General features: G+C 63.9%; 20 protein-coding genes. 7 read left to right on the forward strand and 13 right to left on the reverse strand.

Annotated elements, in window-relative coordinates:
- Position 1: 1 nt before the first annotated feature.
- The 5 genes from AC3IQ7_RS26510 to AC3IQ7_RS26530 all read right to left on the reverse strand — a co-directional run bounded on the left by AC3IQ7_RS26510 (position 2) and on the right by AC3IQ7_RS26530 (position 5,390).
- Positions 2-1,075, reverse strand: coding sequence for an HlyD family secretion protein (locus tag AC3IQ7_RS26510; RefSeq protein ID WP_176387352.1), 1,074 nt, complete (start codon positions 1,073-1,075; stop codon positions 2-4).
- An 18-nt stretch (positions 1,076-1,093) separates the two neighbouring features.
- A complete protein-coding gene (locus tag AC3IQ7_RS26515) occupies positions 1,094-2,542 on the reverse strand; it encodes an efflux transporter outer membrane subunit (protein ID WP_489207754.1) in 1,449 nt (482 codons plus the stop codon).
- 10 nt (positions 2,543-2,552) lie between these two features.
- Positions 2,553-3,335: an enoyl-ACP reductase FabI gene (fabI, locus tag AC3IQ7_RS26520; protein WP_489210533.1), complete on the reverse strand. Its 783-nt coding sequence runs from the start codon at positions 3,333-3,335 to the stop codon at positions 2,553-2,555.
- Positions 3,332-3,517: a hypothetical protein gene (locus tag AC3IQ7_RS26525; RefSeq protein WP_322426091.1), complete on the reverse strand. Its 186-nt coding sequence runs from the start codon at positions 3,515-3,517 to the stop codon at positions 3,332-3,334. Before AC3IQ7_RS26525 ends, fabI begins: the two co-directional genes overlap by 4 nt.
- Positions 3,518-3,947: 430 nt before the next feature.
- Positions 3,948-5,390, reverse strand: coding sequence for an IgA Peptidase M64 (locus AC3IQ7_RS26530; protein WP_489207755.1), 1,443 nt, complete (start codon positions 5,388-5,390; stop codon positions 3,948-3,950).
- Positions 5,391-5,598: 208 nt separating this feature from the next.
- Between AC3IQ7_RS26530 and AC3IQ7_RS26535 the strand changes: the two genes are divergently transcribed.
- Positions 5,599-6,201 carry a TetR/AcrR family transcriptional regulator gene (locus AC3IQ7_RS26535; protein WP_489207756.1) on the forward strand — a complete coding sequence of 201 codons (603 nt, stop codon included), beginning with the start codon at positions 5,599-5,601 and terminating at the stop codon, positions 6,199-6,201.
- Positions 6,198-7,412, forward strand: a complete 1,215-nt coding sequence (locus AC3IQ7_RS26540) for a DUF418 domain-containing protein (protein WP_489207757.1) — start codon at positions 6,198-6,200, stop codon at positions 7,410-7,412. The genes AC3IQ7_RS26535 and AC3IQ7_RS26540 overlap by 4 nt, the downstream gene beginning before the upstream one ends.
- On the opposite strand, the gene AC3IQ7_RS26545 is transcribed toward AC3IQ7_RS26540, so the two are convergent.
- From AC3IQ7_RS26545 to AC3IQ7_RS26555, 3 genes are all read right to left on the reverse strand, one after another.
- Complete coding sequence (locus tag AC3IQ7_RS26545) at positions 7,403-8,656, reverse strand: cyanophycinase (RefSeq protein WP_099376473.1); 1,254 nt, start codon at positions 8,654-8,656, stop codon at positions 7,403-7,405. The genes AC3IQ7_RS26540 and AC3IQ7_RS26545 overlap by 10 nt on opposite strands.
- A gap of 162 nt (positions 8,657-8,818) precedes the next feature.
- Positions 8,819-11,614 (reverse strand): TonB-dependent receptor, encoded by a 2,796-nt coding sequence (locus tag AC3IQ7_RS26550; RefSeq protein WP_489207758.1) that lies wholly within the window; start codon positions 11,612-11,614, stop codon positions 8,819-8,821.
- A 33-nt stretch (positions 11,615-11,647) separates the two neighbouring features.
- Positions 11,648-12,649 (reverse strand): MurR/RpiR family transcriptional regulator, encoded by a 1,002-nt coding sequence (locus AC3IQ7_RS26555; protein WP_099376471.1) that lies wholly within the window; start codon positions 12,647-12,649, stop codon positions 11,648-11,650.
- 201 nt (positions 12,650-12,850) lie between these two features.
- Between AC3IQ7_RS26555 and AC3IQ7_RS26560 the strand changes: the two genes are divergently transcribed.
- On the forward strand, positions 12,851-13,987 hold the full coding sequence (locus AC3IQ7_RS26560) for a succinylglutamate desuccinylase/aspartoacylase family protein (protein ID WP_489207759.1): 1,137 nt from the start codon (positions 12,851-12,853) through the stop codon (positions 13,985-13,987).
- 9 nt (positions 13,988-13,996) lie between these two features.
- A complete protein-coding gene (locus tag AC3IQ7_RS26565; protein WP_322426085.1) occupies positions 13,997-15,385 on the forward strand; it encodes a YfcC family protein in 1,389 nt (462 codons plus the stop codon).
- A 28-nt stretch (positions 15,386-15,413) separates the two neighbouring features.
- On the opposite strand, the gene AC3IQ7_RS26570 is transcribed toward AC3IQ7_RS26565, so the two are convergent.
- The 3 genes from AC3IQ7_RS26570 to AC3IQ7_RS26580 form a co-directional block, all read right to left on the reverse strand.
- Positions 15,414-16,619 (reverse strand): alpha/beta hydrolase family protein, encoded by a 1,206-nt coding sequence (locus AC3IQ7_RS26570; RefSeq protein ID WP_489207760.1) that lies wholly within the window; start codon positions 16,617-16,619, stop codon positions 15,414-15,416.
- A 155-nt stretch (positions 16,620-16,774) separates the two neighbouring features.
- Positions 16,775-17,200 (reverse strand): GNAT family N-acetyltransferase, encoded by a 426-nt coding sequence (locus AC3IQ7_RS26575; protein WP_035822256.1) that lies wholly within the window; start codon positions 17,198-17,200, stop codon positions 16,775-16,777.
- Between the two features lie 160 nt (positions 17,201-17,360).
- A complete protein-coding gene (locus AC3IQ7_RS26580) occupies positions 17,361-17,558 on the reverse strand; it encodes a hypothetical protein (protein ID WP_489207761.1) in 198 nt (65 codons plus the stop codon).
- Positions 17,559-17,716: 158 nt separating this feature from the next.
- Here AC3IQ7_RS26580 and AC3IQ7_RS26585 point away from each other — a divergent pair, with 158 nt between their 5' ends.
- Complete coding sequence (locus AC3IQ7_RS26585; protein ID WP_489210535.1) at positions 17,717-17,944, forward strand: HEAT repeat domain-containing protein; 228 nt, start codon at positions 17,717-17,719, stop codon at positions 17,942-17,944.
- Positions 17,945-18,137: 193 nt separating this feature from the next.
- On the opposite strand, the gene AC3IQ7_RS26590 is transcribed toward AC3IQ7_RS26585, so the two are convergent.
- The gene (locus AC3IQ7_RS26590) at positions 18,138-18,344 is read right to left on the reverse strand and encodes a hypothetical protein (RefSeq protein WP_489207763.1); all 207 of its coding nucleotides are present in this window, start codon (positions 18,342-18,344) and stop codon (positions 18,138-18,140) included.
- A 265-nt stretch (positions 18,345-18,609) separates the two neighbouring features.
- Here AC3IQ7_RS26590 and argH point away from each other — a divergent pair, with 265 nt between their 5' ends.
- The gene (argH, locus tag AC3IQ7_RS26595) at positions 18,610-20,007 is read left to right on the forward strand and encodes an argininosuccinate lyase (protein WP_099376466.1); all 1,398 of its coding nucleotides are present in this window, start codon (positions 18,610-18,612) and stop codon (positions 20,005-20,007) included.
- A 44-nt stretch (positions 20,008-20,051) separates the two neighbouring features.
- Here the strand turns inward: argH and AC3IQ7_RS26600 are convergent, their stop codons facing one another.
- Positions 20,052-20,708, reverse strand: coding sequence for a hypothetical protein (locus tag AC3IQ7_RS26600; protein WP_035822266.1), 657 nt, complete (start codon positions 20,706-20,708; stop codon positions 20,052-20,054).
- Positions 20,709-21,379: 671 nt separating this feature from the next.
- Between AC3IQ7_RS26600 and AC3IQ7_RS26605 the strand changes: the two genes are divergently transcribed.
- On the forward strand, positions 21,380-23,911 hold the full coding sequence (locus AC3IQ7_RS26605) for a M4 family metallopeptidase (protein ID WP_099376465.1): 2,532 nt from the start codon (positions 21,380-21,382) through the stop codon (positions 23,909-23,911).
- Positions 23,912-24,034 lie beyond the last annotated feature (123 nt).

Genomic DNA, 24,034 nt, shown 5'->3' on the forward strand with positions numbered 1-24,034 from the left:
GTCACTGCGGGACCTTGGCCGTCAGTTCAGCGGGCCATGGCTGCTTGGCATCGAGACGCACCCAGGCCACGCCGGGCAAGCCCACTTTCACCAGCGCCAGGTGTTTTTGCAGCAGCTCGCGGCTGATCTGCGCTTTCACGCGGAACATCAGCTTCTGGCGCTCGCTGGCCGTTTCCACCGTTTTCGGCGTGAACTGCGCGCTGGCGGCGACAAACGAGATCGTCGCGGGAATCACATAGTTCGGCGCCGCATCGAGGATGATGCGCACTTCGCCGCCCAGCGCCACCTTGCCGGCCGCCGTTTCGGGCAGGAAGAAGGTCATGTAGACGTCCGACAGGTCGACCAGGTTGAGCACCTTGCCGCCGCCGGCCAGCACTTCGCCCTGCTGCGCCACCAGGTATTGCACGCGGCCGTCGCGCGGCGCCGCCAGCTGGCCATCGGCCAGGTCGGCATCGATGCGCGCCGTCGTCGCCTCGGCCGCCACGACGGCGGAGCGCGAGCCGACCACCTGCGCTTTTGCCGCGTCGATGGCCGCCTGCGCCGCCGTCACTTGCGCCTTGGCCGCATTCAGGGCGGCGGCCACGCTGCGCACGCGGGCGCGGTCGTCGTCGAGTTCCTGCACCGAGGAAGCGCCCTCTTTCGACAAGGTTTCCGAGCGGGCCAGGCGGCGCTTGGCCGCATCGAGTTCGCTTTCACGCTGCGCCACCATGGCCAGCGCGGCCGCCTTGTCGCTTTCGCGCACGGCCACCTGCGCCTGCACGCCGACCACGGCGTCCAGCGCCTGCTGCTGGCGCGCGCGCGCCTCGTCGCGCTGGGCCGTCAGCGAATCGACCTGCATGCTGGCCAGCGGCTGGCCCGCCTTGACGAAGTCGCCCTCGCGCACGAGGATCTCCTTGACCCGGCCCGCCAGCTTGGTGGCGACGTCGACTTCCGTCGCTTCGATGCGGCCATTGCCGCTGACAAAACCTTCACCGGGGCCCGTGGGACGCATTTTTTGCCAGGCCACATAGCCCAGCACGAGAACGGCCACGACCAGCGCCGCGGGGATGAGTTTTTTCTTCAATTGAGCATTCATGGTATCGGGGCGATCAAATTAGTGGGTGGAAGCGGCGGCGGAGGCGACGGGTGCGCCGCCGCCCAGGGCGGCATACAGGCTGACCTGGCTCGAGAGCAGCGCGCGGCGCGTCTGCACCAGTTGCTGCTCCACCGTCAGCAAGTCGCGCTGCGCATCGAGCACTTCCAGGTAGGGCGCGGCGCCATTGTCGTAGCGCAGCTTGGCCAGGCGCGCCCGTTCGCTCTGCGCGGCCAGCGTCGTCTTGCCGATGTCGACCTGCAGCGCCAGCCAGCGCCGGTTCGACAGCGCATCGGCCACTTCGCGAAACGCGCCCTGCACGCTCTTTTCATAATTGGCCACAGCCACGTCGCGGCGCACCTCGGCCAGGTCCATGTTGGCGCGCAGGCGGCCCGCGTCAAAGATCGGCAGCACCAGGCGCGGCGCAAGATTCCAGGCGCCGCTGCCGGAATCGAACAGGCCGTTCAATTCCGCGCTGGCCGTGCCGTAGGCCGCCGTCAGGGATATCGTCGGGAAGAAGGCGGCGCGCGCGGCGCCGATATTCGCTTGCGCGGCGCGCAGCTGGTGTTCAGCCGCGATCAGGTCGGGGCGCTGCGTGAGCAAAGCCGAGGGCAAGCCCGCATGCAGCGGCTGCAGCACGCTGGCGTCGTCGAAGCGGCGCACCTCACCAGCCACCGGCGTCAGGTCGACGGGACCGCCCACCAGCTGGGCCAGCGCATGCGCCTGCACGGCGCGCGCCTGTTCCAGCTGGGCCGACAGCGACAAGGCCTGGCTGAGCAGGGTTTCCACCTGCGTCAGGTCCAGCTTGGAAATCGACCCGACTTCAAAGCGGCGCGTGAAGATGCGCAGCGATTCGGCGCGGCTGTCGACCGTGGCACGCGCCAGCGCCACCCGCTCATCGAGTTCGCGCAAGCCCAGGTAGCCATTGGCCACCTGCGCCACCAGGGCCACGCCGACGGCGCGACGCGCCTCGTCGCTGGCCAGCAGGGTTTGCAGGGCGCTGTCCTTCAGGCTGCGCACCCGGCCCCAGAAATCGAGTTCCCAGGCGCTCACGTTCAAGCCCGCCTGGTACTGCGCGCTCGTCATGGCGCGGCCAGTCGGGCTCAGGTCAGCCGGTACGCGCGCGCGGCTGCCGGAGGCGCCCAGCGCGATGGTGGGAAATTGTTCGGCGCGCTGGATGCCATACGCGGCGCGCGCCTCTTCCACGCGCAGGGCGGCGATGCGGATGTCGCGGTTGCTGGCCAGCGCCTGCGCAATCAGCGCCTGCAGGCGCGGGTCGGCAAAGTAGGCCTGCCAGGCGACGTCGGGCGCGGGCGCGCCGGCAGGATCGGCCTCCGGATACTGCGTAGCCACGGGCAGCGGCGGTGGCGCATACGGCGGCGCCATCGAGGCGCAGCCGGCCAGGGCCAGCGTGGCGGCCAGCGCAGCCATCCTGGCGCGGTTGGGCAAAGTAGAAACAGCCATGGTCATCTTCTTCCAGTCAATTCAGAATGTTGTAGCCGCCATCGACATACAGGGTGCCGCCCGTGATGGCGCGCGCGCCGTCGCCGGCGAGGAAGGCGCACAGCGCGCCTACGTCCTCGATGGTGGCCAGGCGCCGCATGGGCGAGCGTTCGATGGCGTCGGCCATCAGCCGGTCGAAATGGGCGATGCCGGAAGCGGCGCGCGTCTCCAGTGGTCCCGGCGAAATGGCGTTGACGCGGATGCCTTGCGGGCCCAGTTCGGACGCCAGGTAGCGCACCGACGCTTCCAGCGCCGCTTTTACGGGCCCCATCAGGCCATAGTCGGCGATGACTTCCTCCGCACCCAGATAACTCATGGTCATCAAGCTGCCACCGTCCGGCATCAGCGGTTCGGCCAGCTTCGCCATGCGCATGAAAGAGTGGCAGGAGATATCCATCGCCTGCGCAAAGCCGTCGGCCGAACTGTCCGTCACGCGGCCATGCAAGTCCTGCTTCGGCGCATAGGCGATGGAATGGACGACGAAATCGAGCCGCCCCCACTGCCGTTCGATCTGCGCGAACAGCGCCTCCAATTGACCCGGCATGCCCACGTCGAGCGGCGCCATGATGGCCGCCTGCACTTGCTGCGCCAGCGGCTCCACGTGCGGCCTGGCCTTGTCATTGAGCCAGGTCACGGCCAGTTCGGCGCCTGCCGCGCGCAGGGCGCTGGCGCAGCCCCAGGCGATGCTTTGCGTGTTGGCGATGCCCACCACCAAGCCCCGCTTGCCCTGCAAAGGCAAGTGCCGCAAGTCGGCCGTCATGCCGGGACTGGACGCAGGGCGGGCCACGGCGTGGCCGCATGCACGCAGCGCACCCCGCCGGCGCGCATGGCGGCGGCGCAAGCGGCCAGCGTAACGCCACCGGCGCGCGCATACGGCAAGGCAATGGGAGTGTGGGGATGTAAGGTACTGCATGCGTCAGGCGCGGGGATCTGCATCTTCATGAATCGGGCTTCCGTCACTGAAATTCGAGGCCAGCACCAGTGCATTCTCGAGGAACTGGTACGGGGCGAAATTACTCTACAGCATTTAGACGCGTGATTCGTGATGAGTCCGATCCGCATTCCATGACGCTTTGAGCTAGGTCAACTATAAGTGCGATTGCGGCAATGCAACATTGATGTAAATCAAATTTTACCTCAATATTATCTAAATGAAATATTTTTCAGGCAAGCGTGTGGGCATATTGATTTGATAATATCACTGGGCTGGCAGAAAGAAAGGCGCGCCTGCGAGCGACAATTGGTATTGCCTGGAAAACAAGCGGCGCTGGGCAGTGGCGGAAGACAGGCGCTAGGAGAGAGGAGAAAAGGGGGCCATGCTATTGCATTGCAACATGGCCCACCATGCATTACAGGACAGACTTGAACGGTCTTATTTGCCCGGCGCCGGGGCGGGACGCGAATACAGGTCGATGATGGTGCTGATGCCATCCTGGCACACGGAGCAGAACGTCTCGCTGCGATCGAACATGATGCACTGCATCTCGGGGCGGTAGTAGCCGGACGACTCGTAGTTCGCGCCTTCGAAGGCGCCCACCGCATGGCGCTGCGGCGCCTTCGAGAACAGCTGCTGCGTGTACGCCAGGTCGGCCTTGAACAAGTCGCTCATTTCGCTTTCAGGACGGTTGGCCGCGCGCAGGGCCGCGCGCTGCTGCTGATATTCGCGCGCATGGCTGTCATACGCTTCCTTCGGCCATGGCGTCGGCAGCGGCGTGCCCGCCTTGACGTGGTTCTTCCATTTCAGCCTGGCCGGATCGCGCAGCGCCGTGGCGTTCGGCTCCCACGGTTCCTGGCGTTCGCCATTCGACTGATAGGCCACGGGCGAGGTGTAGTACTCGTCGGCCAGGCCGGCGAAATGGTGACCGAATTCGTGCACGAACAGGTAATTGGCCCAGTCGTTGTTCGCCGCCGCCGTGCTGAACTGGCCGAAGATGCCGCCGCCGCCATAGGTATCATTATTGACGAGGATTTCAATGAACTCATACGGCGCGTACTGCGCCAGGTCGCGCAGCGCGCGGTTGTCCGTCGTCAGCACATAACGCTCGCTGCCGAAGATGTCATAGCGCGTGCCCAGCGGCGAGGCGTGATGCACGCCCGTCGAAGGGCGCGACACGCCCGATTCCTGGGTCGGTGCGGCCATGGCCCACACATTGAAGTCCTTGGCCCGCTCGCGGAATGGCGAGACGGTGAAAAGATGGTCAGCCAGCTTGCGTGCCGTCTCTTCGAACTTGCCCATTTCGGCGGCCGTGTAGCCATCGCCCATGATCAGGAGGTCGACCTTGTCGCTGGAGGGACCACTGATGCGGATCGGGATCGGCTTGACGGGCGCCGGCGGCTGTTTGCGGATCACGTCCTGCGCGGCCGGATCGACATCGGTGCTCCACACCACGGAAAACAGGCCGCGCTCATCGCGCTTGAGGATGCGCACGCGCACGGGGTGCTCGGGCTGCGGGAAGCGCACGGATTCCTGGAAGGCGCGCGTGGTGGTTTTCGCTTCATCGGTGCTGGCCCACTCGCCGAAGATGGTGGAAAAGCCGCGCGAGTACAGCACCTTGCCCGACTTGATGTCGACCACTTCCAGCAGGTTGTTGCCGCGATTGCTGTCATCGATGGGACGCGCCAGGTTGCCCGGCCATGGCAGGGGCTCGACCAGCACGCGCTCGACCGCATAGTGTTCGCCCAGCGCATTGCCGCTATGCTGGTAATCGAGGCGCATGGTGGCCGGCTGGGCGGCACTGGCAGCGTACGCGGCAGGGACGATGCCGGCGGCCAGCGCCAGCGCGCAGAGGAAGGATCGAATCGGAGTCTGCTGCATGTCATTCCTAAAACGGTAGAAAAACAGGTGAAGGGAACGGTTTTCCAAACAATCGGCGGGCCTGCCGGCAGGCGCGGGAAAAACCGCTGCGGCACATTGTAGCGACAGGAAGCGAGCGTGCAAAGCGCCCTTTTCATCCGATTCGCTTGACCAGGCGAGCCAATCGGCATATATTAGACTGACTAGTCAATTAATTAAAGGTAAGTCCATGCGCACCATCGATCCCGATAAACACGCGGCCCGCCGCGACGCCATTCTCGCCGCCGCGCGCCACTGCTTTGCGCGCAAGGGCTTTCACCAGACCAGCACCGCCGCCATCTGCGCGCAAGCAGGCATGAGTCCCGGTAACCTGTTTCATTACTTCCCCACCAAGCAAGCGATCATCGCCGCCATCGTCGACCAGGAAGGCAGCGAGACGGCCGCCTACTTCGCCGGCGTGCAAGGCAGCGCCGATGCCTACGGCGCCCTGCTCGACTTCATGGATCTGGTGCTGGCGCTGGCGGCCGACGCGGATTTTGCGGGACTGGCGCTGGACATTGCCGCCGAAGCGATGCGCGACACGGATATCGCGGCCAGGGTGGCGCGCAACGACGCCAGCCTGCGCGACGGCCTGCAAGCCTTGCTGGAAGAGGCGGCCGCAGGAGGCCAGGTCGACGCCGCGCTGGACGCGGCGCAAACTGCCAGCTGGATCGCCGCGCTAATCGACGGCATCTTCAACCGGGTCGCCGTCGATCCCGATTATGCACCGCTGGCGCAACGCACCAGCCTGCACCTGCTACTGGCGCGCTTCCTGCGCCCTGCCCTGGCATGAACGCCGTCATACAAACCCGGCCCGCGCGCATCGCCGACGTCGACGCCCTGCGCGGCTGCGCCCTGTTCGGCATTTTGGTCGTCAATATCTGTGCCTTCGCCACGCCCTGGTTCGGCCTGGGCTTGACCGATCCCGCCTTTCACGGCGGCGTGGACCGCGCCACGCACTTCCTCGTCGCCCTGCTGTTCGAGACCAAGTTCTACCTGCTGTTTTCCTTCCTGTTCGGCTACAGCTTCACCTTGCAGATGCAGGCGGCTGCGCGCGCCGATGCGCCATTCGTGCCGCGCATGCTGCGCCGGCAAGCGGGCCTGTGGCTGATCGGCGCCCTGCATGCCGTGTTCCTGTTCCATGGCGACATACTCACGACCTACGCCCTGCTGGGCATCGTGCTGCTGGCGCTACACCGCTGCGGCGAACGCCAGGCACTGTCCCTGGCGCTGATGCTCGTTGCCGTCTGCGTGGCATTCTGGGCGGGCATGGCCTGGCTGCAAAGCCTGCAGCCGGCGGGCGACACTGCCGACAACGCCGTGGCGATGGCGCAAAAGGCGGCAAGCGCGCTGGCCGCCTACCACGCCACGCCGGCCGCCGTCGTCCATCAGCACCTGCGCGAACTGAGCGAAATCTGGATCGTCCTGCTGCTGGTGCAGGCACCGTGCGCGCTGGCCATGTTCCTGTGCGGCCTGGCCGCCGGCAAGCGCGAGATGCTGCTGCACGCCAGCGATTATCTGCCGCTGCGCCACCGCCTGCTGTGGGCCGGTGCGCTGGCAGGATTGCCTGGCGCCGTCTTCTATGCGTGGACCTCCGTATATGGGGATAGCCAGGCATGGCAGGTGGCGGGACTGGCCGTGGGACTGGCAAGTGCGCCGCTGCTGGCGGGCGCCTACCTGGCATTGGCGCTGGCCCTGTTCGAGCGTCTGCGCGACGGCATGCTGTTTTCCCTGCTGGCCGACACGGGCCGCATGGCCCTGTCGAACTACCTGCTGCAGTCAGCCATCTGCGCCGTGCTGTTCCTCGCATATGGCGCCCGGCTGATGGGGAGTGTGTCGCCGCTGGGGGCGCTAGCGCTGGCCGCCATCATCTTTTGCGCGCAGCTGCCATTAAGCCGCTGGTGGTTGCGCGGCCATGCATATGGCCCCGTCGAGTGGCTGCTGCGGGCCATGACGATCGCCGCGTGGCCGCGCTGGCGGCGCCAGCGCGCGGCTTACTTGTAGCGGTACAGGGGCTGGCGCAGCTGGATCGGACGGATATCGAGGCGCAGCTTCAGCACCGAATACGCTTCCGCCTCGGTCGAGCTGTAGCCGACGCTGTTGACTGTTTTACTGAAGCGGAACTCGAAGCCCAGGTCCGGGTACGGGTCACGCGGGTTGCCGAAGGCGATGCCGATCGCCTCCTGCTGGGCATTGTCGATCAGGTTGCCCATCAGGTCGAGCACGGCGTTATTGCCGAGGATATCGTTGGTGAACACGGGCTCGCGCATGTCGGGCTGGTTCGGATCGAGCTTATTGTCGGCCTTGTCCGGCGAGGGCGTAAACACGCGCGTGACGAGGTTGAATTTGTCGCCCCGGTCCAGGTAGCTGATGGCCGCATTGCTGATATTGAAATTTTTCACGCCACGGTCGCTGATGGCGCCCGACAGATCGATCAGCAAGGCACCGCTGTAGCCGATGACTTCCACGTCGCGCATGGCGTCGACCACCATGGCGCTGTTTTCATCGATGCCCAGTCCCAGGTGATAGCCCTTTTTCAGCATCACGGGAATCATGCGGGCAAAGCGTCCGCGCACCAGCAGATGCTGATCCACGAAAACATCGCTGCCGATGAAGCCCAGGCCAGGCGCGATTTCACGGCCGTCCGTCACGCCCATCTTGAGCATGTCGAGCACGGGCTTGGCATCGTAGAACATGGTGGTGCTCATGATGGCCGCGCCGGCGCTGGAACCGGCGATCACGCCGCCATTGCGGTAGACCGACCAGATGGCTTCCAGCGCGGCCGTGCGGCTGCCGTCCGGGCGCAGCAAGGCTTGCGTGATACGTCCCTGGTCGCCGCCGGCAAAATAAATGCCGCTGGCCGACTTGATCTGCGTGACGATGGCCGGGTCTTCGGCGGCCTTGCGGTAATCACGATTGGCCAGCTTGACGGCAAGCGGCACGAAAAAGGCGTCGGCGCCATACTGGTTCAGCTTCTTGATGATGCTTTCGCCCGATTTTTCCGGGTTCATCGCGGCCGAGGCCAGCACGGCGATGCGCGCGCCTGGCCCGCCCGACAACTTGACGATGCGCTGCCAGACTTCGGCATTGTCGGCGCGCAGGCCGCCACCGATGATGACGAGCGTGCCCTGCGGCGCGCTGCCGATGGCGCTGCCGCCCGGCGCCGCCACGGCATGGACGCTGCACAATGCGAGCGCGAACAGCAGCGCGGCGCGGATGGTGTGATACAGGCTTGCGGATGATTTCATGGTGCCTTTCAAATACAAGGAAAGTGGCGCACGCTTGTTGATACAGGAACGCGCCCTTGCTGCCAATACTGCTGCTTGCAACCCAACTGCATCAAACTGCAATACTACTTGCTGCATATGACAGCGTTGTTGCGGTATCTCCGGGTTTCTATGTAAAACTGCTTACTTGAAGCTGTAATTGGCGCTCGCATAAAAGCGCCGGCCGCGCGGGTCCGTGTAGGTCGGGTCATAGCCGGAGAGGAAAAAGTAGGCCTGGTTCGAGTAAGGCGGGCTGGTATTGAACAGATTCTGTATGCCCGCGCGCAGCTTGAACTGCTTGCTGACGGCGTACGCGCCCGACATGTCCCACAGCGTGTAGGCCTTCACCCGGTTTGCTTTGACGACGCTGCCATCGTCGATATTGATGGCCGAATTCTGGTCATCGTAGCCGCTCGAATAGGTGTTCGACAGGCTGGCCGAATACGGACCATTGTCCCAGTCGAGGGTGATCGTATGGCGCCAGCGCTGCACCACGCCGTCCGTGACGAATTTATTGAGGTTGCTGATAAAGACCTCGCCAGGGCTGGTCTGGATTTTCGAATCGAGTACGTACGTGCCGCTCAGGTGCGCGCCAAAACGTCCCCAGGCCGTCTTCACGCCATGCAGGTCGGCCGTGATATCGATGCCCGTCGCTTTTTGCGCGCCGCGGTTTTCCTTGCGCAGCTCTATGTAGTCGATCTCATTGTCCTTGTTGCGGTGTACCAGGTCGCCGTACTTGGCCAGGTTGCCGAGGATGATGTCGTCGCCGATTTCGCTGATCAGGTCCGTGCGCTTGATGTTCCAGTAGTCGGCACTGAAGGTCCAGTGCTGGCTCGGCTCGAGCACCAGACCGGCCGTGAACTGGCGGCTGCGCTCCGGTTTCAGCTTGTCGTTGCTGTAGCGGCGCGTATCCCAGTTATCCGCGCAGACGGAGTAATCATTGTTCTCGCTCGCGCAATACACGGGATCGGGCAAGGTCGCCGTGCTGCTGTAGGCAGTGGGCCGGTGCAGGTCGGACATCGATGGCGCGCGGAAGCCCTTGCCGGCCGAAGCGCGCAGCAGCACCTGCTTGCTGGGCATGTAGGTCAGTCCGATCTTCGGACTGAGGGCGCCGCCTACCTGCTGGTAATGGTCGTAACGGCCCGATAACTGCGCCTGCCACTGCTTGGTAAACGGCAGCAGCAATTCGCTGTAGATGGCTTGCACCTTGCGGCTGTCGCTGGTGGCCACGCCGCCTTCGGGCGCCGCGTCGTTATTGATGTTGTCGCTCATCAGCAACGCCGACGGACGGAATTCGGTGCGCTCGCGGCGCACTTCGCCGCCCACGGCCAGCGCCATGTCGCCGCCGCCCAAGGCCATCAGCGCGCGCGATGCCTTGAAGTCGAGCGCATCCATGGTGCCGCGCGCATGCCGTACTTCGTCATTGACCTGGATGCTGTCGAGCAGCGCCTTGCCCTTCGCGCTCGATGGGCCAAACGGGTTGATGTCGCCGGAGGCGATGCCTTCCAACAGCTTGTCGTACAGGACATAGCCATGCGTATCGCGGTCCTTCACGACATTGACGCTGTGATTGAAGCCCACGTCATAATCCCAGCCAGCGAGCGTGCCGCTGGCGCCCACCACGAAGCGCTGGCTCTCGCTGGTCAACTGGCTGGTGCGCATGCCCGCCTCGTTCAGCCGCATGCGCAGCTCCAGTTCGCGCGCAGTCGGATTGCCGTCTTCGTCGACGATGCTATCGAGGCCAGTATTGGCCAGCTGCGGCACCTTGCTGTAATCGAGATAGCCGATCACCCGCGCCGACGAGCCCACGTAATAACTGCGCGAGCGGCTCAGCGCCACTTCCGCGTACAGCTGATGGTCGTTATTGAGCTTCAGTACACCGCGCGTGAGCAGGTTCTGCTTGTCCGTCTTCGGATACAGCTCCGTGTCGCCCATGTAGTCATAAGTACAGGCATCGACACCACCCGTTCCCGCCGGCAGGTACAGGTTGGCCGGCGGCGAACAGTTCGGGATCGACGGGTTGATCTGGCGATTGGTAATCGGCTGGCCGTTGAGCAGGAAGCCATTCTCCTGCAAATAGTCGCGCTGCTCCCCCGACAGGCGGATATTCGCCGGGCTGGTAAAACTCGACAGCAAATGCCCCAGGCGCTGCGGAACCTGCAGGTTCGGAATGAACTTGCGCTGCGAGGAACTGAGGCGGTCGGTTTTTTGCAGGTCGACCACGGCAAAGATATTGTAGCCATCCGTGCCCAGGTCGCCCGTGCCGGCCGTGATGCTGGCCGTGCGCTTGCCCGCGCCGCCTTCATCGGTGCGGCTGCCGTAGACGTTCAGCTCCACGCCCTGGTAATCCTTGCGCGTAATGAAATTGATGACGCCGCCGATGGCGTCCGTGCCGTACAGGGCCGAGGCGCCGTCGAGCAGCACTTCCACGCGTTGCAGAGCGGCGGCGGGAATGTTATTCAGGTCCACGCCCGCATCGTCGCCGGGCGAGGCAAAATTGGCCATGCGCCGGCCGTTGAGCAGCACCAGGGTCGACGATGTGCCCACGCCGCGCAGGTTGGCGCTGTTGAAGCCGCGCTGGTCGCCGCCGATATTGATGCTGGCGCCATCGGTCAGGCCGCCCACGTTGGCCGAGACGCGCGCCATCAGCTCGGCCGCCGTCGTCACGCCCGCCTTTTCGATCTCTGCGCGCGTGATGATCTGCACCGGCAGCGCCGTCTCCGATTCGAGCCGTTTGATGGCCGACCCGGTGATCTCCACGCGCTGCATTTTTTTTGGTGCAGGCTCTTCATCCTGCGTCTGCTCCTGCGCCTGCGCGCCGCCGGCCAGCATGCCCAGCGCAGCCGACACGCTCAAGGCCCCCAGCGCCAGGCGCACGCCTTGCGCCAGCGCCGATTCGCGTGGCAGTACGCAACTGCCGTCTTGTTTTTCTGCTTGCATGCAAACTCTCCCAGATGGTGTTAACCCTGATTTTTATAATGACTGCGGCACTGCCTTGCGCTGCTTTGCTGCCGTTTTCCGGGTACCCGACACGCCATGCTCGCCGCCGTACAGATAGGCGGCGATGACTTCGCTCAGGCGGGCCGCTTTTTCAACGTTCTTCTTGTTCGATACCATCAGCGCCACGGCAAGCGCCTCGATCATGGCCAGCGCCGTGCTGGCGCTGCTGGGCAGGACGGGATGCGTGCTTTGCGCATACAGCGCATGATCGGCCAGTTCGGCCAGGGGCGAGGCGGGCGAGTCGGTGAGCGCCACGATGCAGGCGCCGCGGTCGCGCGCGAAGCTGGCCAGGCCGATGCAGTCGAGCGTGTAACGGGGGAACGAGATCACCACCAGCACGTCGTGCGCCGTCAGGTTGACCAGATGGCCGGCCGCCACTTCCGAGCCGCCGATGCCCACCACTTCCACCACATGCGGGCAAAACGGCTGCAGATGCTGCACCAGCATGCCGGCCAGGTTGGCCGACAGGCCAAACCCCATCACATACACGACCTTGGCGCGCGTCAGGCGACGCACCACGGCCTGCATGGCGGGCGGCGACAGGGCATCGGACGTGGCTGCAATGTTCGCGGCCGCATATTCCAGGCTTTCCGTGATGGGCGAGGTGGCTCGCGCGCGCCGCTCTATCGTGCGGCGCAGTTTGTCGACTGGCTGCAACAGCGATTGCAGGGTTTCGGCCATGGCGCCGCGCATGGCCGAATAATTCTTCTGGCCGATATCGCGTGCGAAGCGGCTGATGGTGGCCGTCGATACCTGGCAGCTGTCGGCCAGTTCCTCGATACCCAGCGCCGTCACCCGCATCTGGTTGCGCAGCAGGTAATCGGCGATCTGCCGCTGCGAAGCCGAGCCGCTGGCCAGCACGTGCATCAGCGCCTGCCCCAGCGGAGACTGCGCGAAGGCGGCATCGGGTGCCGACAGCGTGCCAACCCGTGGCGTGTGGGGACTGCTGCGTGCAGGACTGGCGGATGCTCTCATATCACTGGCGGCCTGTATTCTGGGGTACTGCGGATCACTGGCGGAAGGCGAAATCGGGTCGCTGGAACTTACTGTACTCATATCAAAAAGAAAACTCAACAAATATTTGTAAAAGGATTTTCATTGATTTACTTCGTGAAAATATTGCTACATAATCGACCGAAATCCATCAACCGCGCCCCGTTTTGGGGCGAATTCACCATGCAAGTACAACAGCACCCCATCTCCACCGCGCACGCCAGCGTAGCGTGCCAATTGAGCAGCTTCCACTTCGGCGGTCCGGCCGCCGGTAGCCGCAGCGGCAAGAAGGTGTACATCCAGGCGGCGCTGCATGCGGATGAAGTGCCGGGCATGCTGGTGTCGCAATTCCTGCGCCGCGAACTGCTGGCGCTGGAAGCGGCGGGCAAGATCCACGGCGAAATCATCCTGGTGCCGGCCGCCAACCCGATCGGCCTGGCGCAAGCTATCCATGGCGCGCCGTTCGGCCGCTTCGACCTGACCACCGGCATCAACTTCAACCGTGCCTACCGCCACGTGGCCGATGAACTGAAAACCACGCTCGACGGCCTGCTGGGACAGGATGCGCAGGCCAACGTGGCCCTGATACGCGAGCATGCGCGCGCCGCCGTCGCCGCCTGGCGGCCGGGCACCGATGCGGAGACCTTGAAGAAAACCCTGCTGGGCATGGCGATCGACGCCGACATCGTGCTCGATCTGCATTGCGATAACGAGGCGGCCCTGCACATCTACACGGGCACGCCGCTGGCGGCGCAGATCGCGCCCCTGTCCGCGCTCCTGGGCGCGCGCGCCGTGCTGCTGGAACTGGCGGCCGGCGAAGAGCCGTTCGACGAAGCCTGCAGCCGCTTGTGGTGGGATCTCGACGCGCACTTCGGCGGACGCTATCCGATTCCCGCCGCCTGCCTGTCGACCACCGTCGAGTTGCGCGGCGAAGTGGAAGTGAGCTACGCCCTGGCCGAACGCGACGCCGCCGCCCTGCTGCGCTTTCTCGCCATCGAAGGCGTGCTGGAGATAGCCGGCGCCGGCGACGACCTGCCCGCACCACAATGCGAACCGACGCCGCTGGCCGGCGTGGAACCGATCCTCGCGCCGCATCACGGCGTGCTGGTCTACCTGCGCGAAATGGGCGAGGTGCTGGCCGCCGGCGACGCCGTGGCCGACCTGATCGATCCCGTCAGCGGGGAAACGACGACCTTGCGCTGCACCGTCGCCGGCGTCTTTTTTGCGCGCAGCGCCCACCGCCATGTCCTGCGCGGCATGAACGTCGGCAAGGTCGCGGGCAGCATCGCCTTCCGCGGCGGCAGCCTGTTGAGCCAATAAATGACACCCATGAGAAAATTCAAGCTCCCCAATACCTTCGTCCTGCTGTGCGGCATCCTGGCCATGATCGCCCTGGCGACGTGGCTGGTGCCGGGCGGGAAATTCGACACCCAGTTGGTGAACGGCAAGCAGCTGATCATCCCCGGCACCTTCCACTATGTCGACAACAAGCCGCAGGGACTCGCCGCCCTGATGATGGCGCCCATCAAGGGTTTTGTCGACGCCAGCCTGATCATCGGCTTCGTGCTGATCGTCGGCGGCGCCTTCGCCGTGCTGCAAAAAACGGAAGCCTTCGATTCGCTGATCAAGGCCATCGCCAAGGCGCACACCAGTTCGCGCTTCGTGCGCGCCGCCATCATCCCCGTGTTCTTCACCATGTTTTCGCTGGGCGGCGCCACCTTTGGCATGAACGAGGAAGCCATCCCCTTCATCCTGATCTTCGTGCCGCTGGCCCTGGCCCTGGGCTATGACACCATCACCGGCGTGTCGATTCCCTTCATCGGCTCGCAGGTGGGCTTTTCCGCCGCCTTTTTGAACCCGTTCAATGTCGGCATCGCGCAGGGCATCGCCGGCGTGCCGATCTTTTCCGGCATCGGCTACCGCCTGATCGTGTGGGCCATCGCCACGGCGGTCAGCATCGTGTTCTTGATGTGGTACGCGGCGCGCATCAAGCGCCACCCGGAAAAAAGCCCGACCTACCTGCTCGACATCGAAAAGCGCAGCGAGCATACACTGGACCTGAGCAGCTTTGCCGGCATGACGCGTACGCACCGCGCCGTGCTGTGGATTTTCATGGCGACCCTGCTGACGATGGTCATCGGCGTCGTCAAGTACGACTGGTTCATCGATGAAATCGCCGCCCTTTTCCTGGTGATGGCCATCATCGTCGGCCTGGTCGGCCGGCTCGACATGGACAGCCTGGTGGCGTCGTTCGTGCAGGGCGCGCGCGACATGGTCAGCGTGGCACTGGTCATCGCGCTGGCGCGCGGCACCATGATCCTGGCGCGCGACGCGCAGATCATCGACACCATGCTGCATGCCTTGACGCCACTGGTGGCGTCGTCGAGCCCCGTCTTCGCCGCGCAAAAGATGTTCTTCATGCAGTCGGTGATCAACTTCTTCATCCATTCCGGCAGCGGCCAGGCGGCGCTGACCATGCCGATCATGGCGCCGCTGGCCGACCTGGTGGGCGTGACGCGCCAGACCGCCATCCTGGCCTTCCAGTTCGGCGAATTCACCACGCCGATGATCCCCACGTCCGGCATCACCGTCGGCGTGCTGGCACTGGCGCGCGTGCCCTGGATTACGTGGGCCAAGTGGATGATTCCGCTGCAGCTGATTTACCTGGTGCTGGCGCTGCTGCTGCTGATTCCGCCGTGCCTGATGCACTGGCAGTAAGCACGGCGGCACCATCGCCTTGGCTTTCTTATTTGCGGTACGCCTGTCCGTAGGCGCCATGGATGCCGCCCTTTGCCCAGTCGGCCATCAGGTCGTAAAACCCGGGCGTGATGACGGTGGACTTGCGCGTTCCATCCGGCGCCTGAACGTAGCCGCGCATGCCGTGATCGGCCTGCGGGAAAACGTAGACAGAGATGGCCTGGCCCTGGCCACGTAACGCCGTCAGGCGCTCCACGGTGACAGCCGGCGGTGCCTGGCGGTCGTCCTCCGCCAGGACCCAAAACTGCGGCGCCGTGACTTGACTGACAACCTGCACGGGATCGAGCGACCAGTCGATATCGAGCTTGTCGAACCGCGGTATGCCATGCTTGCGCAACTCCTCGGCCGGCATGCCCAGCAACACCCCCGTGTAGCCTCCCTTGATGAGGCCAAACCACGCTTCCTTGCCAAACTGCTGCTGGAATGCCGACAGGTCGTCCAGTCCATCCTGGTAGCTGGATTTGACGATTCTGGCCGTGATATCCGTCACCGTCCTGGCCTTGGCGATGACGTCGTCGCCATAGCCCTTATCCTGCAATTCCCTGGCGACCTGCGCCGCATCCTGTTCCGTGATATCGACTGCCAGGCCATAGCCAATGCCGAGAAATTGCGCCTTGGCGCGCGCCTGCGCCAGCGAGGCGATCCAGCCACCCTGGCTCACGCCCATCAGGCCGAAGCGGCCGTAGCGCCCTTGCGCCAGCCGTTTTGCTTCACGCGACGCAGCCACCAGGTCATCGGCCAGGCGTGGGAAATTCTGCGTATATTCGCCTTCGGACAGCCCCGTACCGCGCTTGTCATACACGAAAACGGACACGCCCCGTCCAACCATCTGGTAAGGGTCGCGCGCGCGGTCTATCCAACCGCTGCTTTCGGAGCCATGGGCATACACGACCAGCGGCGTATCCTTGCCGGCGCCCGGCGCTTCCAGCAAACGGCCCGCGAGCATGATGCCATGCGATTCAAAACGCGTATCCGCTTCGGCCAATGCCACTTTCGGCCAGCGTTCCTTGCCGTTGACAAGCACGGCGTCCTTTCCGCACGCCAGCAACGCGCCGGCATCCTGCGTGTTGCCGACGGTCCCGTCGCTGAAGGTATAGGCGTACCCTTTTCCCCCTTGGGTGAGGGCGACGAAGCCCGTCTGGTCCTGGCGAAAAATACCCGTCTCGCAAGGCGCCGGACTGAATGCCTCCGGCATCGGTGCGGCAGTCGCCGTGAGCGATGCGACAAGGAGAGGCCAGAGAAAATAAGAAGTCATGGAGTCAGTATCCGCTAGGGAGCTGTCGCGTTGTTGATCAGGAAAATGGCGATATCAGGCCAAGACTGGGGGCGCGCACAAACCGCGTCAGCTGTTCAACGCCGATAAATATCGGGAAAATACCGCTCCATCAGCGTCTCCGGCCTGAGTGGCGCCGTAAAGCCGTGACGCGCATACAAGCCATGCGCCGTGCTGGTGGCCAGCATGAAACGGCGCAAACCCTGCAAGTCGGGATGCGCCATCACGGCCTCCATCAGGCGCTTGCTGTAGCCGCGGCCGCGGCACTCTTCCAGCACATACACGTCGACCAGATAGGCAAACGTGGCGTAGTCGCTGACCACGCGGGCGAACGCCACTTGACGACCGTCCAGCGTGCCGCCGAAGCATAGCGAATGGTCAATGGCACGCTGTACGGTGGCCTGCGCGATGCCGATGGCCCATGTCGATTGCGTACTGAGAAAATGGTGAATGGCCGGAACGTCAAGTTCCGCCTTGTCGCTACTGATCTTCAAGTGTGGCATCACGCTGTCCGCCTGTCGTGGTAAAACCTGATCATCGGCGATTTGCGCGCTGCTGTCACCTGGGCAGGAAAGAATCGGGCTGCCTCCCCTTCTGACTGCTGATGACGGGGGTACTCTGCCTGCTGCTGCCGTAGCTGCGACTGGCACGCTGCCGCCATGCTTACAGCGCGGCTTTTTCTTCGGCGTTCAGACGCTTGGCGCTGACATACACGGTATGCATGGTGGCTTGATCGGCGCTGGCAACGATCGGTGCCGGCGCGGCGCGGAACTTCGGCACGGCGGCGGTGGCCAAGCTGGTGGCAGCGGCGATGGCGATGATGGCGACGAAGATGGCTTCCATGTTTTTAGCGATGTTCATGATGGTGTCCTTTGGATGGCTGGTTGTCTGCTGCGATGATGGAACTGTAGGCGCATCGGCCCACCATCTCCACCGGATTGCGACAAACCGCCCAAAAGAAGGGACAGAATACCAAGTGACCCGATGAAAGGCAGGAAGCCGCGCTGGCCGCGCTGCTGCTGGCCTTGCTCGACCCGCAGCCTGTCGTGCGCCAGCTTGCCGTCTGGGCCTTCAGTGAAATGCGTTTTCCCGAAATGGCTCCCGCCGCGGCGGCGCTGCTGGCCGATCACGACGCCTCGGTGCGCGCCGAGGCTGCCGCTGCGCTGGGCATTGAACGAAATGCGCCAGGGCGTGGCTGTCCACTGCCGCCGGCGCGATGCCGATGGTCACTGAGGGCTGTCTGGTGAAAATAGGCTGCCTGGCTGGAAGCGCGCGTTCTGCCTGCGGCTACTGTGTGTTGGGTATTGCTGCTGTCATCTGGGTTGGAGAGAACCGGGGGCGCCGCCCGTTCCGATTGCCCATGATGGGATACTGCAAGGTGCTGCAAGATGCGGTGCGGCTACTGCTGTTACTGATACTGCCTGCATGGCATTGCCACGCTTACAGGGCGGCTTTTTCTTCGGCGCTCAGACGCTTGGCGCTGACATACACGGTATGCATGGTGGCTTGATCGGCGCTGGCAACGAGGGCGGCGGAAGCGGCTGGCGCGGCGCGGAACTTCGGCACGGCGGCGGTGGCCAGGCTGGTGGCAGCGGCGATGGCGATGATGGCGACGAAGATGGCTTCCATGTTTTTAGCGATGTTCATGATGATGTCCTTTGAGTGGCTGGTTGTGTGCTGCGATGATTGAACTGTAGGCCGATCCCCCCTGAACTGCCATCGGATTGCGACCAAACGCACGATTCGCGGGACAGAATACAAAAAGCCGGGATGGAACGCACAACCTGCCCGCACCGTGGCATTTGAGGCTTGCCAGCCCCATTCCTGGCCATTTCAGCGCCCTGCAAACCCCTAAAAGCCCTACCGCCGGCCAACCTTGTTTATAATCGCCCTACACTAAAGGACTTCTTTCATGACTGATCAATTCTCCAAAAAGGGCGAAGCCTGGTCGGCCCGGTTTTCCGAACCGGTCTCGGACCTCGTCAAGCGCTACACAGCTTCTGTATTTTTTGACAAGCGCCTGGCGCTGTTCGACATCGAAGGTTCGCTGGCCCATGCGGAAATGCTGCATGCGCAAGCCATCATCAGCCCGGCCGACTACGCGGAAATCCAGCGCGGCATGGCGCAAATCTCGCAGGAAATCGCCGCCGGCCAGTTCGAATGGCTGCTGGACCTGGAAGATGTCCACCTGAATATTGAAAAGCGCCTGACCGAACTGGTAGGCGATGCGGGCAAGCGCCTGCACACAGGCCGTTCGCGCAACGACCAGGTGGCGACCGACATCCGCCTGTACGTGCGTTCCGCCATCGACGACATCACCGCCCTGCTGGCGACGTTCCGCAGCGCGCTGACGGACCTGGCCGAGCAGCATGCCGACACCATCATGCCCGGCTTTACGCACATGCAGGTGGCCCAGCCGATCACCTTCGGCCACCACATGCTGGCGTATGTCGAAATGTTCGGCCGCGACGCCGAGCGCATGGCCGACTGCCGCAAGCGCGTCAACCGCCTGCCGCTGGGCGCCGCCGCCCTGGCCGGCACCACCTTCCCCATCGACCGCCTGCGCGTGGCAAAAACGCTGGGCTTTGACGACGTCTGCCACAACTCGCTCGACGCCGTCTCGGACCGCGATTTCGCCATCGAATTTTGCGCCGCCTCCGCCGTGCTGATGATGCACGTGTCGCGCATGGCCGAAGAACTGGTGATCTGGATGAGCCCACGCATCGGCTTCATCGACATCGCCGACCGCTTCTGCACCGGCTCGTCGATCATGCCGCAAAAGAAAAACCCGGACGTCCCGGAACTGGCGCGTGGCAAGACGGGCCGCGTCTACGGCCACCTGACCGGACTGTTGACCCTGATGAAAGGCCAGCCGCTGGCCTACAACAAGGACAACCAGGAAGACAAGGAACCGCTGTTCGACACCGTCGACACCGTTATCGACACCCTGCGCATCTTCGCCGACATGGCTGGCGGCATCACGGTGAAACCGGAAGCCATGCGCGCAGCAGCCCTGCAGGGCTACGCCACGGCGACCGACCTGGCCGACTACCTGGTCAAGAAGGGCTTGCCGTTCCGCGACGCCCATGAAGCGGTGGCCCTGGCCGTGCGCGCCTGCGTCGACGCCGGCTGCGACCTGGCCGACCTGTCGCTGGAGCAGTTGCGCGCGTTTTCCCCGTTGACGGACGAAGACGTGTTTGCCGTGCTGACACTGGAAGGCTCCGTCGCCGCGCGCGACCACGTGGGCGGCACCGCGCCACGCCAGGTCCGCGCCGCGATCGCCCGCGTGCGCACGCAGCTGGAAAAATAAACCGCGCTTGCGCACCCAAGCGCCCCGCTGCAGCGGGGCGTTTTTCATTGGGCGACGATTTTCGACAGCACGGAAAAGGCGGCCCCCGTCTGCGATGCTTCCAGCAGCAAGGTCAGCTCCGTGTAGGTGCAGATAATGTTGATCAGGTTGATGCGTTCCCAGGCCAGGCGCTTGAGGATGGCGTGATACACGCCTGGCGTGTAGCAGGTTTCGGGTGCCAGGTGCAGGGTCACGGCCGTCACGCGCTCGAGGCGCGCAAGTTCCTGCTCGCCGCCAAAAACCTCATCCACCAGCGCATGCAGACTGCGGCTGCAGATCACCATCACCTCGTTGACGCCACGCGTGACCGTGATGAAGGTGCCCCGCTGGGGCGCGGCCAGCGCCAGCAACTGGCGCTGGCAGTCATAGGTCTGGTCGGAATAGCGGTAGGTAAAAATCATCAATTCACTGCGCGTGGACAGCTCTCCCGCCCGGTGCGCCAGCACGATCTCGCCGCTTTTCTGCTGCGGCATCCGTTCCGCCAGACGGCGCAGGGCCATCACCACGGCAGCCTGCCCCACCGGTTTCCATAGGTCGCTCTGCAATTGCGGCTGCAGCTGGCGCGCCAGTTCCGACAAGTTCAGCAAGCCCCGGCCCAATCCCTCGCTGAGAAAGGCCGATTCCATCACGATCTGTTCCACTTTGGTCGCTATCGAAAGCATAGTTCGTCGGGCCGGGGATTCCGGTGCACGCACCAGGAGCCGGCAACCCTTCCTGAAAAAAGGATGCACTGCGCCAGCGGCCGCGCCGGGCGGCGCGGTCGGACTCGCGGAAAAGAACCCCCTCGCGGGGGAAGAGCCGGTTGGCGGCGGCTAGGAAGGCGGATGCAGCATGAATGCCGCTCCAGAGGGGAAATGGCTGAAACCAACAGCAGAAAACAGAACTGACGTCATGTGAAACTCCCGATTTTTTTTCCCGATGCGCTGTATCTGGACGCGGTCATTGCCGCGTGCGCTTTTTTTGTCTTCGCGTGGTCCGCTGGGGGCTACGCGAAGACCTAGTGTAGATCGCAACATTTAGAAAATGCAACAGTGTTTTTCCAACAGAGCGCGCCATTAGGGGAAGTAGTCCAAAACAAAAGTTGCAGCTTGTGGTAGATCAAACTTTGCGCTCATGCAGCGCCGATAAATGTTCAATTCTTAACAAAAATTCGCCTGGTGACCCATTTCTTGAATTTTTTGACATGGCGATCTCGACAAGTTTAGTGTCCCCCTACCCGGTGTCATGCCACCACAAAACGGCAGGCTATCCGCCTGCCAGGCACGCCGGGGTGGCCATCAGGCATCGCGGCCAGCTCATTCACCATTTCCTTAACCGATACCATGGAGCAGAAATGAATTTACGTTTGACGATAGTTGCCGCATCCATCGCCGCCCTGCCGCTGATGGCCACCACGGCGGACGCCGCCACGCCGCTGCCACAGACCCTGATGGCTGCCCCGGTGACCCTGGCCTCTCCACAAGAGAACGCCGGCCTGGTCAACAAGCTGGCCGCACAGGCACGCAGCCGCGGCTTGAATACCGAGCATGGCTTTGCCGTCGGCGCCCAGCATCCGGGCGTCAGCGGCACGCGCGTGAGCCGCGTACAGCACACCTACAAGGGCCTGCCCGTCTTCGGTTCCGAGACGGTCGTGGTCAGCAACAACGCCGGCGACATCGTCAGCGAATCCGTGTCGGACCGCGCTTCCGGCCTCGGTAGCGGCGGCGTCAATTCCGTCACCCGCAGCGCCACCACCGATATCGACACCACGCCGGCCGTCAGCGCCGCCGCCGCCATCGCCGCCGCCGTGAAAAGCATCGGCGTGCAGGCCGTCGACCACGTGCCGCCGCATGCGCAACTGCTGATCTACCCCGTGATGAAAACGGTGCGCGTGGCCGGCGCCGAGAACAAGTCGGAAGCGGCGCTGAACGCGCTCGACGTGCAGGACGTGGTCGACCACTACGAGCTGGCCTACCTGGTGCAAACGCGCATGATCAGCGGTAACAAGCCGGTCTACTACGACACCATCGTCAGCGCCAAGGATGGCCGCATCCTGCGTCAATGGAAAGCCCTGAAAACCGTGGCCGGCATCGGCAACAGCCAATACAACGGCCAGGTACCGCTCAACACGACGCTCACGGGCAGCACCTACACCATGAAAGACCCGAGCCGCGGCACGGGCGGCAGCTTCGGCGGCATGGCCATCACGAATGCCAACCACGGCACCAGTTCGGGCAGCGTGTACAGCAGCACCAGCAATACCTGGGGCGACGGCCAGCAATACATCAACGGCGGCAGCACCACCAACGCCAACGGCCAGACGGCGGCCGTGAACGCGATGTGGGGCCTGATGAACACCTACGACACGCACAAGAATGTGCTGGGCTGGTCCAGCCTGGACGGCAACAACACGGCCACCCACATCGCAGCCCACGTCAACACGGCCTACGACAACGCCTATTACGACAGCAGCTGCAAGTGCATGTACATCGGCGACGGCGGCAGCTCGTTCAACAACCTCGGCTCCATCGACGTGATCGGCCACGAAATGGGTCACGGCATCACGGACGCCACCTCGGGCCTGATCTACTCGCAAGAGTCGGGCGGCTTGAATGAATCGAGCTCGGACATCGCCGGTGAAATGGTGGAAGCGTATGCGCGCGCCGGTGGCACAGGCACCAGCATCCCCAACACGGGCAACGATTGGATGACGGGCAAGGAAATCGCCAAGAATGGCCAGCCGCTGCGTTGGCTGTACAAGCCAAGCAAGGATGGCAGCAGCCCGAATGCATGGAGCAGCACCATCAAGAACCTCGACGTCCACTACAGCAGCGGCCCGAACAACCGCATGTTCTACTTCCTGTCGCAAGGTTCGAACTCCACGTCCAGCAGCGACTACTACAGCTCCTACCTGAACAAAAGCCCGCTGGCCATGACCGGTATCGGCAGCGACAAGGCTTACCGCATCTGGTTCAAGGCCGCCACCACCAAGTTCACCTCGTCGACCAACTACGCCGACGCGCGCAACAAGGTGCTGCTGGCAGCCGAGGAACTATATGGCGTGGGCAGCGCCGAAGCGACCGCCGTCAAGCGCGCGTACGCGGCCATCAACGTGGGCGCCGACGTCGATGAATCGACCACGGGCGGCGCGGTGACCATCACCAGCCAGCCGGCCAGCATCACCGTCGCACCGGGCGCCACCGCCTCGTTCGCCGTGGGCGCGGGCGGCGGTACGGCACCGTACACCTACAAGTGGTTCCGCAATGGCGCCGTGATCAGCGGCGCCACGTCGCCTGCCTACAGCTTCACGACCGTAGCGGCCGACAGCGGTGCCGTGTTCAAGGCCACGGTGACGGATTCCTCGTCGCCTGCCGTGACGGCCACGTCGAACAACGCCACGCTGACGGTGGGCACGAGCAGCGCCACCGAACGCGTGACGAACGGCGGCTTCGAGTCCGGCGCCACGGGCTGGAGCGGCACCACGGGCGCCATCGGCACCTTCACGGGCCAAACCGCATACGAAGGCACGAAGTACGCCTGGCTGGGCGGCAATGGCGCCACGGCCAGCGAATCGCTGACGCAAAGCGTGGCCATTCCGGCTGCCGCCACTTCGGCCAGCTTGACCTTCGCGCTGCATATCGACACGGCTGAAACGGGCAATACCGTGTACGACAAGCTGGTCGTCACCGTGAAGAACAGCGCCGGCACGGTGCTGGGCACCCTGGCCTCGTACTCGAACGTGAACAAGGCGGCCGGCTACCAGATCCGCACGTTTGACCTGATCGCCTACAAGGGCCAGACCGTGCAGATCTCGTTTGCCGCGACCGAGGATGCATCGCTGCAAACCTCGTTCGTGATCGACAAGGTCAGCCTGGTTACCCAGTAAGCGGCTGAACATGCGGGCAAGCCATCGATGCAAGGCTTGCCCGCACAGCACGATTGATTTCCTGGCAATTTCAGTCTACCCTGAGGCAGTGATTGCATCTTGCCTGCTGCCGGTACCCGCGAC

This window comes from Janthinobacterium sp. GL_088 (assembly GCF_057837845.1).